This window comes from Thiobaca trueperi (assembly GCF_004342175.1).
Lineage (GTDB): Bacteria > Pseudomonadota > Gammaproteobacteria > Chromatiales > Chromatiaceae > Thiobaca > Thiobaca trueperi.
On record NZ_SMAO01000001.1, the window covers coordinates 104,954 to 117,393 of the forward strand.

General features: G+C 63.2%; 10 protein-coding genes. 5 read left to right on the forward strand and 5 right to left on the reverse strand.

Annotated elements, in window-relative coordinates; translation table 11 throughout:
* Positions 1–4: 4 nt before the first annotated feature.
* From mprF to EDC35_RS00440, 3 genes are all read left to right on the forward strand, one after another.
* A complete protein-coding gene (mprF, locus tag EDC35_RS00430; RefSeq protein ID WP_132974881.1) occupies positions 5–2,677 on the forward strand; it encodes a bifunctional lysylphosphatidylglycerol flippase/synthetase MprF in 2,673 nt (890 codons plus the stop codon).
* Between the two features lie 18 nt (positions 2,678–2,695).
* On the forward strand, positions 2,696–4,285 hold the full coding sequence (locus EDC35_RS00435) for a virulence factor family protein (protein WP_132974882.1): 1,590 nt from the start codon (positions 2,696–2,698) through the stop codon (positions 4,283–4,285).
* Between the two features lie 89 nt (positions 4,286–4,374).
* Positions 4,375–4,980, forward strand: a complete 606-nt coding sequence (locus tag EDC35_RS00440; protein ID WP_132974883.1) for a hypothetical protein — start codon at positions 4,375–4,377, stop codon at positions 4,978–4,980.
* Here the strand turns inward: EDC35_RS00440 and EDC35_RS00445 are convergent.
* A complete protein-coding gene (locus EDC35_RS00445) occupies positions 4,977–5,165 on the reverse strand; it encodes a hypothetical protein (protein ID WP_132974884.1) in 189 nt (62 codons plus the stop codon). The two genes, EDC35_RS00440 and EDC35_RS00445, sit on opposite strands and share 4 nt — an antisense overlap.
* A gap of 60 nt (positions 5,166–5,225) precedes the next feature.
* Positions 5,226–5,498 (reverse strand): ATP dependent RNA helicase, encoded by a 273-nt coding sequence (locus EDC35_RS00450; protein ID WP_132974885.1) that lies wholly within the window; start codon positions 5,496–5,498, stop codon positions 5,226–5,228.
* 338 nt (positions 5,499–5,836) lie between these two features.
* Between EDC35_RS00450 and EDC35_RS00455 the strand changes: the two genes are divergently transcribed.
* Together EDC35_RS00455 and mobB are read left to right on the forward strand one after the other, a co-directional pair.
* Positions 5,837–7,078 (forward strand): HDOD domain-containing protein, encoded by a 1,242-nt coding sequence (locus EDC35_RS00455; RefSeq protein ID WP_132974886.1) that lies wholly within the window; start codon positions 5,837–5,839, stop codon positions 7,076–7,078.
* Positions 7,068–7,643, forward strand: a complete 576-nt coding sequence (mobB, locus tag EDC35_RS00460; protein ID WP_132974887.1) for a molybdopterin-guanine dinucleotide biosynthesis protein B — start codon at positions 7,068–7,070, stop codon at positions 7,641–7,643. The genes EDC35_RS00455 and mobB overlap by 11 nt, the downstream gene beginning before the upstream one ends.
* A 10-nt stretch (positions 7,644–7,653) precedes the next feature.
* Here mobB and EDC35_RS00465 read toward each other — a convergent pair whose 3' ends face one another.
* The 3 genes from EDC35_RS00465 to trkA form a co-directional block, all read right to left on the reverse strand.
* A complete protein-coding gene (locus EDC35_RS00465) occupies positions 7,654–9,300 on the reverse strand; it encodes a methyl-accepting chemotaxis protein (protein WP_132974888.1) in 1,647 nt (548 codons plus the stop codon).
* A 183-nt stretch (positions 9,301–9,483) separates the two neighbouring features.
* Positions 9,484–10,935, reverse strand: coding sequence for a TrkH family potassium uptake protein (locus tag EDC35_RS00470; RefSeq protein ID WP_132974889.1), 1,452 nt, complete (start codon positions 10,933–10,935; stop codon positions 9,484–9,486).
* Positions 10,935–12,308 carry a Trk system potassium transporter TrkA gene (gene trkA / locus EDC35_RS00475; RefSeq protein WP_132974890.1) on the reverse strand — a complete coding sequence of 458 codons (1,374 nt, stop codon included), beginning with the start codon at positions 12,306–12,308 and terminating at the stop codon, positions 10,935–10,937. The genes EDC35_RS00470 and trkA overlap by 1 nt, the downstream gene beginning before the upstream one ends.
* Between the last annotated feature and the right edge of the window lie 132 nt (positions 12,309–12,440).

A 12,440-nucleotide genomic window follows, 5' to 3' on the forward strand; every position in this document is an offset into this window, starting at 1 on the left:
CTCCATGAATCACCTCAAGCACCACACCCGTCATGCCAATCCGGCGAAACCCAGCCCTGGCGCCGATTCCAACCGTCGCGCCATTTCGCTTCTCGGCTGGCTGCGACGGGCGGCCCCGCCGCTGCTGGCGCTGGCTGCCCTGTTGATCCTTTGGTTCGAGCTTCAGGGATTCGACGTTCGCGCCCTGCACGAAAGCGTGCGACGCCTCCCCGTGGCGACGCTGCTGGGGCTTCAGGCTCTGGCTCTGACCGCCGTTTTCTCCATGGTTCTCTATGATTGGTGGGTCGGGCGCTGGCTCAAGATCGGTCTGCCGCTGGCCCGGCTGATCCGCTATAGCTGGGTCGCCAACACCATGAACAACCTCATTGGTCTATCCGGGCTGGCGGGCTCCGGCATTCGCATCCTGCTCCTCGTGCGCGATGGGGTGACGCCCCGTGTCGCCTCGCTCCATTCTGGGGTGATCATGCTCTCGGTTCCGGTGGGACTGTCAGTGCTGGTGCCGTTCATTCTGGCGCAAGGTCACGCCAACCTGCTGCCAGCGGTGATCCCTCAGTGGGCGGTGCTTACCGTTCTGATCGCCTGTGCGGTCTATCTGCCGGTCTTCCTCGCCCTGGCGTCCAGTCGGGCGGTCCTGCACCGAGTTCTCAGCGGAGAGACGCGGATCGGCCTGGCCGGCGGCGTGACCCTGGTCGGGATCTCAGCGCTCGACTGGCTGCTGGCGGTGATCGTGGCCTGGTGCTGTCTCGCCGCCTTCGGAGCCCGGGTCGATCCCGGCCTCTTCCTGAGCGCCTTCACCCTGGCTGCAACGCTGGGCATCGTCAGCCTGATCCCCGGCGGGATCGGGGTCTTCGATGCTTCACTGCTGGCGATGCTGACGCGCTCGGGGATGACTGCCGAGACCGCCTTGGCCGGTCTGCTCATCTTTCGTCTGGTCTACTATCTGGTGCCCTGGCTGATCGGGCTCTATCTGGGGAGCGGCCTGCTGACCCGCGCCGAGTCGCCCATGCTCGGACGACTTGCGCGCCAGTGGCAGGACAATCCGCTGCTCGGTCTGCTGCGGCTGCCGCTGCACTTCCTCGCCACCCTGGGGGTGCGCCTGCTCAGTTTGCTCATCTTTGCCACCGGACTGGTGCTCCTGGTTTCGGCGGCGCTGCCCGCGCTGGAAGAACGCATCGAGCGCCTGTTGCTGGTGCTGCCGCTGCCGGCCATCGAGATCTCCCATTTCCTCTCGGTTGGAGTTGGCGTGCTGCTGATCGCCCTGTCGCGCGGCATCGGTCTGCAAGCGCGCAGCGCCTATCAGGTGGCCATGCCGCTGCTCCTTGCAGCGGCGCTCCTCAGCTTGCTCAAAGGGGCGGCGGCGGGGTTGGTGCTTTTTCCGCTAACGGTAGCCGGTCTCCTCTGGCTGCGTCGGGACGCCTTTTACCGGCTTTCCTATCCATTGTTCGGAAAACGCGGTCTCCTCTGGCTGTTCGCCTTAGTTGCCAGTGTCGCCGCCTACATCCTGCTTGGCTCCTGGCTGCACACCGAGGAGCTGGCCGAGAGCGGACTCTGGCTCCAGTCCGAGCCGCATTTGCACGTCGCGCGCTATCTGCGCTCACTGCCGCTGGCTTTGCTGGTGCTGGCGGGGTGGCTCGCCTGGGGTCTGTTCCGGATGCCGAGACCCAGCTTTCCGCCGACCGACGCTGGCGCTCTGATCCAGGCACGCGACTGGCTGGAAACCCACGGTGGTGGCACCTTCGCCCATCTGCTTTTCATGGGCGACAAGCACCTGCTATACACGGAAGATGGCCGCTGCCTGATCCAGTACAAACGCATCCGTAGCCGTCTGGTGGCGTTGGGCGATCCCATGGGTGCCGAGCAGGGTTTCGGTCGCGCCCTGCTTGAATTCCGTGATCTGGCAGATCGCCACGACCTCGACCCGGTGTGCTACGAAATCGCCAACGAGCACCTGCACCTCTATCATGACTGCGGGTTCGCGCTCTTTAAGGCCGGAGAGATGGGACAGGTTCCCCTGGCCGAATTCTCACTCACCGGTCGGCGTAACCAGTCGCTGCGCACGGCGGTTAACCGTGCGGTTCGCGAAGGGCTGACCCTGGAGCTGTTGCAGCCGCCCCTGGATGCGGCCATCTGGGGGACACTCGAGGCGGTCTCCGACGCTTGGCTGCGGGAACGCGGCGTCGGCGAAAAGCGTTTCTCACTGGGTGCCTTCGACCGCGATTATCTGTCTTGGGCGCCCCTGTTCGTGGCACGGCAGGGACCGCGCATCGTCGCTTTCGCGAGTCTGACCCCCTCCTATCTGGGGCGCCGGGAATTGGGGCTGGATCTGATGCGGCATCTTCCCGACGCACCCTATGGGACCATGGATTTTCTCTTCACCCGAATCATCGAATGGGCGCGCGACGAGGGCTATACCTGGTTCAACCTGGGAATGGCGCCATTGAGCGGCGTCGGTAATATTCGCTATGCCCGTCCGGACGAGCGCTTGGCCGGACTGGCCTATGACTACGGGAGCCGACTTTACAATTACAAGGGTCTGCGCAGTTTCAAGGAGAAATTCCATCCGGTCTGGCAAAGCCGCTATATCGCCTATCCGCTATATCGGCCACTGCCCATGCTGCTGGTGGATCTGGCGGCCTTGGTTGCGGGCGGCTACCGGCGGATTCTGAGCAAGCCCTGAGCGCCGGATTCTTTCCCGATGCCCATCGAGAGGTTCACATCCATGGCGTCCGCCACTGAACATTTCACCACGACCAGGAAGCGTGGACTCCTGGTCTTGTCGCTCTGTCTCTGGCTGCTGTCCCAGCCGGCCCTCGCGGATGTCACCGAAGAGACGCTGATCAGCGACGCCGGTACCCTGCACCTGGTCCACCCGGAAGGTGAGCCGAAGGGACTGGTGCTCTTCCTGCCCGGTACCAGCGGCTGGGACTCAGACGCAGCGGCGACGGCTGGAGAGGTTGCGGATCAGGGACATCTGGTCGCCGGGATCGACTGGCCCGCGCTCGCACAGCAGCGGCCAGAACCGCCCTGGTGGGATTTAGGCGCCGCCTTGTCCCGCTTGCTCCACTGGATCGAAGCACTGTGGTCCGGCCAGCACGCCGAGCCAGCGCCTTCGTCCTGCTGGGACCTGAGCGTGGATCTGGCGCGCATCGAACAGTGGGTGGAGAAGCGCGAAACCTTGCCCAAGGGCGCCTTGCCCATTCTGCTGGGTCGGGCGGAAGGTGGCGCGTTGGTCTATGCGGCGCTGCTGCAAACACCGCCGAACCGTTTTCACGCGGCGGTCAGTCTGGGATTCTGCCCCCGTTGGCCGGTTGTCGTACCGGCCTGCCAGCGCGAGGGACTGACCGCTGCACTGATCCAGGGTGACCGATTGCTGCCCGCCTCTCAAGTGTCGAGCGGTTGGTTCCTGTTCGATGCGGAGAACCCTTCGACCTGTCTGTCGGATCCACCAGCGGATTTCATCAAGCCGATCGCCAATGCCCGGATGGCAGCCGCCGGCCCATCCCCAAGCCCGGCACCGGACGGGGAGGTGACGTTGAGCCCGCTGGCCTCGCTCTTCCAATGGCTGGATCCGCGCATCCCTGATCAGGTCGGTGTGGTGTCCGCACAGGGGGATACCGCTGGTCTGCCGCTGGTGGAGATCCGTGCGTCCCAGGAGGATCCCGCGACCTTCGCCATCATGCTCTCCGGCGACGGTGGCTGGGCGGCGCTCGACCGGGCGGTAAGCGCGCGCCTGGCCATGCGGGGGATCAGCACCGTCGGCTGGGATTCGCTCGGCTACTTCTGGAAGGCCCGCTCCCCCGCCGAGGCGAGTCGCGATCTGGCCCGCGTCATACGTCATTACCTGAGCGTCTGGCACAAGGAGCGGGTGATCCTGATCGGTTTTTCCTTCGGTGCGGAGGTGCTGCCCTTCATGGCCAATGATCTGCCGGACGATCTGCGCCCGCGTGTGGAGCTGGCTGCCCTGCTCAGTGTTGGCCGCACCGCCATGTTTCAATTTCACCTGAGCGACTGGCTCGAAGCCGTGCGGGGGAAGGACGCTCTGCCGGAATTGCCGCAGATTCAGGCGCTCGATTGGACGCGGCGTCTCTGTATCTACGGCGAGGACGACGACCAGAGCCTCTGCCCGGACCTCGTCGGAACCGGGGTCGAGGTCCGCAAGATGCGCGGAGATCATCACTTCGATGAGGATTATGCAGGCGTAGCGGAGATCATCCTTGGACAGCGGCTGGCTACGGGTGCTGACGAAAGGCCGCTGCCGAGCACGATGCGCTTTTCCAACCCCTGAAGCGCCAACTTGAATGCCTTAAGCTTAATGGCAAACGCGCCCCTGATCCGGCAACCTCACCTGAGCAACCGGATGCGATGACGACCCTCATGATTCTTATCTTTTGGTCGATGCTCATCGCTCTGGCGGCCTGGTGGCCGGACTGGTCGCGGCGTCATGGCGTCTGGCTGGCTTTGATCGCCGCGATCACCGCCCTGACGCTCTCGACCGCCTGGCGGGAGCTGACGGGCGGGCAGGGCGACGTTGCGCTGGCCGGTCCTGACGCGGCATTTCTGAGCATCTGGATGCTGGTGCTGCTGCCCATTCTGCAGCGTCGGCTCGATCCGGTTACGCTGGCGCGGATGCCGCTCATGGGATTGATCGCGGCGGCAGCCATTGGTCTGGCGCTGGATGTCGCCAGTCTCGCCCTGACGGGCTGGGCGCCTGAATCGCTGGCCGGTCCCGGCGCAGCGGCGCTGGTGCTGGCGATCCTGATCATTCTCTATCTGGCCGGTTTTGCATTCTGTCTGCTCGCCAGCCCGGTTCATTTTCCCTGGGATTATCCGGCCTGGTATGCGGGGTTGCTGCTGATGGCGCAGACGGCCATCCCCTTGCCGCTCGGGGTCGATCCGGGGGCCGGGCCGGGTCTGTGGATGCTGGGACTGACCACGGGTGTCGGCGCGCTGCTTTGGCGTGTGCTCCGCGCCGGTGGTTAGGGCATGGCCGGACTGATTGAGGCGGGCGCGCCGGTGACGGTTGGTCCAGTCGGCCCGCTCCACAGGAATCCGCCGAGCATCACGCCGATAATGAGCGCCTGCGGCAGCAGCGCCGTCGTCATCGCTGGCGCGATGCGCGGGAAACGCGATGCGGGGGGCGGAGGGGTGTGTTGAGTGCGTGTCATGGTCGCGGATCTCCAGCGGCGGGACGTTGATCGGGATGGTTTGTCATGGCGTTGACAGTCTCAGGCGAAGCTGCTGGTCAGCGGGACGCGCTGACTCGCGGCAAGCCAGCGCCAGTGACGCGCCAGACGGCGATAGGCGCACAACTGCTCGGCATCGCGGCAGTCAGCCGGGTGCAGACACAGCGCCTCGATGTGACAGAGGATGGTCTCAGCCAGTTCGACGGATCGCTGGTGTGCATATTGACGGATCAGGGTCGCGAGCCGACCGCGCAGCTCCGGCGCGGCGAGTTGAGTCAGATCATCGATATCGAGGCGGTCGCTGATCGCGGACATGGCGTATCTCCCGTGCAGTGGTCGGATGAAACACCCGGCGTGGCGATCCGGCAGAGACGACGCGGAATGGCTGGCGGGGAGTCGGCGGCTTTCTTTTTAAGAATTATTCTCATCATATGTGTTTCAGGGGCTCTGTCAAGACCAAAAACATCACATACCGCACGCGACGCGGTTTAACAGGAATCACGCTCATGGGCAAAAAGAAGAAAGACAAGTGCTGCAAGAAATACAGGGACGGTAAGCGATGCAAAAGCTGTCCCAGGGGCCAGAATTAACCGGAGCGAAAAAGGGTCGTGCAAAAATGTCTGCCGACGCTCACTGAACGGATGGATGACCGGATGACTCACACACTCTCCGCTTCGACACTGGATGATCTGATCCCGGTTCATCGACTGCACCGGGATCAGCGCGCACGTCTGGCCGCCAGCGGTCAGATCGCGGTGGTGCCGACCGGCAAAAAACTTACCGCCACACAGGAATATCCCTGGATCGGGTATCTGCTGGCGGGCAGGCTCTGTCTCGTGACGGACAGCGAAAAAGAGATCATCGAGGCCGGTTCGCTGCGGGCCTGTCAGCCGCTGTTCGTGACGGATCGGCTGCTGGATCATGCCGTGGCCCTGAGCGAGGTCGAACTGCTGCGTCTGGATCGTCAGCTTTACGAGAGCCTGAGCGGCGATCCGCCTGTTGCGGAGGATTTGCTCGATGCGCTGGAATTCAGCACGACTGAGACGGCGCTGCTGGGCCGGTTCTGTCAGGCGTGCAAGAGCGGCGAACTGGCCTTGCCCTCGCTGCCGAAGGTGGCGCGTGCGATCCAGGAGGCGATGCAGGATCCGCATATCAATTCGGCACGGCTGGCGCGCATCGTCCAGATGGATCCGGCGGTGACTGGCGGGCTGATCCGGCTCGCCAACAGTGTGGTTTATCGTGGCTCCAAACCCACTGCGGATGTACGCAGCGCCATCATCCGACTCGGTCTGGAGGTTACCCGCGCGACGGTCGTCAGTCTGGCGATGCAGCAGGTCTTCAAGACCCGTTCGCCGCTGATGAAGCACCGGATGAAGGCGGTCTGGAACCGCAGCGTGCATATTTCGGCGCTGAGTTTTGTCATCGCCCGGCATTGCCAGGGCTTCCATCCCGAAGAGGCGCTGCTGGCGGGACTGGTGCATGATGTCGGGGTCATTCCCATCCTCGACTATGTCAGTCGCTATCAGCGTGAGATCGATGACGACGAGCTGGAAGCGGTCATCCTGCGGCTGCGGATCCTGGTGGGCGAGCTGGTCATCCGTTACTGGGGGCTCGGTCCCGAGGTCGTGCAGGTCGTGCGCGAGTCGGGCAACTGGTACCGCGACACGAGCGATCAGCCCGATTACTGCGACATCGTGCTGGTGGCGCGGCTCTATCGTTTGAATCAGTCAGAATCGCGGGGTCCGCTGCCGCGTCATGAAGAGACGCCGGCCTATTTCAAGCTGGGTCTGGGCTTTTCCACGACAAGCGGTCAGGATGTCGATGTAATCGGCGAGGCGAGCGAAGAGCTGTCTGCCGTGATCGGGATGCTCAAGGGGAATGCCGATGTGCGTTGAGAATCGGGTTCTCCCCGACGAACATGGCACGACCGAAAATCGACCGGTGATTGGTTTCGTGGGGCCGAGCGGCAGCGGCAAGACGACCCTGCTGCGTCGGCTGGTCGCAGTGTTCCATGCGCGCGGGCTGCGGGTCGGCTATCTCAAACATGCACATCACACATTCGATCTGGACGTGCCAGGCAAGGACAGCTTTGAGATCCGCGCCGCTGGCGCGGCGCAGACCCTGCTGGCCTCCCGTCAACGCTGGGCCTTGCAGGTCGAAAACCCGCTAAAAGAGACCGACCCGGATCTGCGTGCGATGCTGACGCGCTTTGCGCCGGAGCCTCTCGATCTGATCGTAGTCGAGGGTTTCAAGCATGCGCGTTATCCCAAGATCGAGATCTATCGCGCCGTGCTCGGTCAGGCGCCGCTTTATCCGGACGATGCGGACATCATCGCCGTTGCCACCGCCGACCCGCTGCCCGATGGCGTACATCCGCCAATACTGCCGCTCGATGATGCCGGCATCATCGCGGATTTCATTCTGAGCCGGGTGAATCTGGACCGGATGCCACCGCATTGACAGGTCTGGTTCAGCGCCCGTTGCTCACCTTGAACTGACCGACCAGCAAGGCCAGATCCGTGCTCAGGCGCGATAATTCCAGACTGGCGCCAGCCGTGTGCTCGGAATTTTTTGCGCTCTCGTCCGACAGATCCGAGATGTTGACCACGCTGCGATCGATTTCCTGCGCGACCGCTGCCTGCTCTTCGGCTGCGCTGGCGATCTGGGTATTCATGTCGCGAATATTGCCGATCGTCCGCACGATCCGATCCAGTGCTTCCTGCGCCTGTGAGGCATGAGTGAGCGTTTCAGCGGTGATGACCTCGCCTTTGTGGATCGCGGCGACGGCCTCCTGGGCACCGGCGCGGAGATTTTCGATCATCTTCTGGATCTCGCTGGTGGACTGCTGCGTGCGACTGGCGAGTGTCCTGACCTCGTCAGCAACCACGGCGAAACCACGTCCCTGTTCGCCAGCCCGCGCCGCTTCGATGGCGGCGTTCAGGGCCAGCAGATTGGTCTGCTCGGCGATCCCGCGAATCACGTCCACGACCGTGCCGATGGACAGGCTCTCCGCGCTGAAACGGCGGATGCTGGCGGCGATCTGCTCGACCTCCTGGGCCAACTGCCGGTTCGCGTTCACCACACCGTTGACCGTTTCGCCGCCCTGCTGGGCGCTTTGATCGGCGGCGAAGGCCGCCGCCGCCGCTTCTTCCGCATTTCTGGCGATTTCCTGGATGGTGGCCGACATCTCGTTGACGGCGGTTGCGACCTGCTGGGCCTCGCTCTGCTGGCGGTCCAGTCCAGTGCGGTTGGATTGGGTAATGGCGGATAACTCCTCGGCCGCCGAGGCGATTTCGCTGGTGGCGGCGCCGACGGCGATCACCATGCGCTCGGTCTTGGCTGCGAACTGGTTGAAGCCGGAGGCCATTTCGGTGACTTCATCGCGTCCACTGGCGTCCAGACGCTGTGTCAGATCGCCGTCTCCGGTCGCGATGCCGAGCATGGCGAGCGCGGCCTCATGTACCGGTGTCACGACCGAACGCACGATGAGCGTGGTCAGCAGCAGCGCCACCAGCAGCAGCGCCAGTCCGAAACCGCCAATGACGACCGCCCGCTGCCAGAACAGGGCGTTGACGTCATCGACATAAATGCCGGTCGCCACCACCCAGCCCCAGGCGGGAAAGGAGTGGAAATAGGCGATCTTGGGCACCGGCTCGCTGTGGCCCGGCTTGGGCCAGACATAATTGACGAGACCCTTGCCATCGGTTCGCGCGCGTTCTGCGATCTCCGCGAAGAAAGGCTTGCCGTTGGCATCGGTCTGAGTGCGGGCATCCGTCCCATTCAGCTCGGGCTTGATGGGATGCATGACGATTTTTGCATCCAGATCGTTGACCCAGAAGTAATTGTCGCCGTCATAACGCAAACCGGCCAGGACTCGTAACGCAGCGGCCCGGGCGTCCGCCTCGCTCAGTTCGCCGCTGGCGGCGCGCTTTTGATGCTCGCTCAGGATGCTCTCGGCCGTTTCCACCAGTTGCGCGACCTGCACGGTTTTTTCATCCATGAGCAGCCTGCGCATCTCCAGCAGGGCCAGAGTCAGGGCAAGCATAAGCGTGACGACCAGGAATCCGGACAGGATCCAGAGTCGATTTTTGATGGTGAGCCGACGGAGTGCGTTCATGTTTGACCTGGCTGCGTTCAAAGTGGCTGGTGTGGGTGCTGAGCGGTATCAGTATCGTGCTCGCAAGATGTAACTGGCGAAACAGGGTTTCAATCAATATTTAAAAATAATTACACTGCGTTCAGGGCGGGAGGCTGGGTTTCGACTCAGTTCGAGGTTTGGCGCATCCACGACCATTTGGGTTTACCGCTGCCAGAAGGCCGGACTCAACAGCACCAGCAGGGTGAAGATTTCCAGGCGTCCGAGCAGCATGGCGACGCAGAGTATCCATTTTGCCGGATCCTCAAGATCGGCGTAGTGGGCGCCAACCTGCGCCAGACCAGGGCCGAGATTGTTGATGCAGGCGGCCACCGCCGAGAAGGCTGTCACCAAATCCAGGCCGGTCGCGGCAAGCAGCAGATACATGACGACGAAACAGGCGATATAGAGCGAAAAAAAGCCCCAGACCGCATCCACCACGCGATGGTTGACGCTCTTGCCGCCGACGCGCACCGGGATCTGTGCATTCGGGTGGATGAGCCGCTCGATCTCGCGCACGCCCTGCTTGATCAGGAGCAGAAAGCGGATGACCTTGATGCCGCCGCCGGTGGACCCGGCGCAGCCGCCCACGAAGCTGGTGAACAGCAGCAGAATGGTCAGGAAGGGCGGCCAGAAATAGAACTCGGTCGTGCTGAAGCCGGTGGTGGTGCCGATGGAGACGGCATGAAAGACCCCTTTGATCAGCGCCTCGCCCCAGGTGTCATAGGTGCCGGTGTGGATGAGTCCGAGGACGACGGTCACGATGACCAGTGTCATGACCAGGATGTAAAAGCGGAACTCGCTGTCGCGGACATAGATCCGCAGATCCTGCCGATGCACGGCGACGAAATGCAGCGCGAAGTTGATGCCGGCCAGCAGCATGAAAACCACGGCGATCAGCTCGATCAGGGTGCTGTTGAAATAGCCCAGGCTCAGATCGTGGGTTGAGAAGCCGCCGATGGCGACGGTCGAGAAGGCGTGTCCGATGGCGTCGAACAGGTTCATGCCGGCGCCCCAGTAAGCGAGTGCGCAGGCAATCGTCATCCACAGATAGATGTACCAGAGCGCCTTGGCGGTCTCGGCGATGCGCGGCGTGAGTTTGGTGTCCTTCATGGGGCCGGGCATTTCGGCGCGATAGAGCTGCATGCCGCCGACACCGAGGATGGGCAGCACCGCCACCGCCAGCACGATGATGCCCATGCCGCCGAACCATTGGAGCTGCTGACGGTAGAAGAGAATGGAGCGGGGCAGGTCGTCCAGGCCGATAATGACGGTGGCGCCGGTCGTCGTCAGACCGGACATGGACTCGAAGATGGCGTCGGTGAGTGACAGGTCCGGAAGCGGCGCCAGCACGAACGGCAGTGCGCCGGCCAGTCCCAGGGTCACCCAGAAGAGCACCACCACCAGGAAGCCGTCGCGCAGCCGCATGGGATGGCTGGACTGTCTGACCGGCAGGAAAATCGCGAGTCCCGCACCCAGGATGATGGCGAAGGCGATCAGGAAGGGCCAGGCCTGACCACCCCCATCGATGAGCGCGACTGCGACCGGCGGCAGCATGCTGAAACTGAAGACCATGAGCAGGAGCCCCAGGATCTTCTGGACGGCGGCGAACTTCATCAGAGAAAGGTGACCTCGACCTGGAACAGACGCTCCACCTCGTGAATCCGGCGTTTGTCCTGGAGAAAGAGGATGACATGGTCTTCGGCCTGGATGACCGTATCGTGATGCGCGATCACCACCTCATTGCCCCGCACCAGTGCGCCGATGCTGGCCCCTTTGGGCAGATTCAGCTCGCCGATGCGCCGTCCGACCACCTTGCTGGACAGCTCGTCGCCGTGCGCGATGGCCTCAATCGCTTCGGCGGCGCCGCGCCGCAGTGAATGCACCATCACCACGTCGCCACGTCGCACATGCTTGAGCAGACTGCCGATGGTGGCCTGCTGGGGCGAGATGGCGATATCGACGATGCCGGACTGCACTAGGTCCACATAGGAGGCGCGATTGATGAGCGCCATGACCTTGCGTGCGCCGAGACGCTTGGCGAGCATGGCGGACAGAATATTGGCCTCGTCATCGTTGGTGACGGCGCAGAAGACATCGGTGTTTTCGATGTTCTCCTCCAGCAGCAGCTCCTGATCGGCGGCGTCACCATGCAGCACGATGGTCTTGTCCAGATCCTCGGCGATGCGTTTGCAGCGTTTGAAATCGCGTTCGATGAGCTTGACGCGAAAACCCGGTTCCAGCGCCTTCGCCAGACGGGTGCCGATATTGCCGCCGCCGGCAACGATCAGGCGCCTGTACGGATGATCCAGACGCCCCAGCTCGCTCAGGACCGCGCGGATATGGATGGGCGCGGCGACGAAAAAGATCTCGTCGTCGGCCGCGATGACGGTGTCACCCTCCGGCTCGATGGCGCGATCCTGACGGTAGATGGCGGCGATCCTGGCCTCCACCTGCGGCATGCGCTCACGCAGCACGCGCAGTTCCTGTCCCACAAGCGGGCCGCCGTGATAGACCTTGACCGCGACCAGCCGGATGCGTCCGCCGGCAAAATCGAGCACCTGAAGCGTCCCCGGATTTTCGATCAGACGCAGGATGTAGTCGGTGACGAGTGCCTCGGGGCTGATGGCGACATCGATGGGGAGCGCATCGCTGCCAAAGAGCTTGGGCTGATCGAGAAAGCTCTGGGCCCGCACCCGCGCGATCTTGGTCGGGGTATGAAAGAGGGTGTAGGCCACCTGACAGGCGACCATGTTGGTTTCGTCGCTGTTGGTGACGGCGATGATCATGTCGGCGTCATCGGCCCCGGCGCGCGCCAGCACGTCGGGATGCGCGCCATGACCCTGCACCGTGCGCAGATCGAACCGCTCCTGGAGTTCGCGCAGCAGCTCGGGGTTATGGTCCACGACGGTGATGTCGTTGGCCTCGCTGACCAGGTTGGCCGCCACCGAGGCGCCGACCTGGCCGGCGCCGAGGATGATGATTTTCATCCAGCCGCCAGCTTCCAGCCGCCAGCTTCCAGCCAAGGGCTGCGACTCCGTTGATAGCTAGTGCAGCACCTTAGAAATCCCAAGCCCGTTCGTTGTCGTTGTCGTTGTCGTAATCGAAGATTCGCAAGCCGA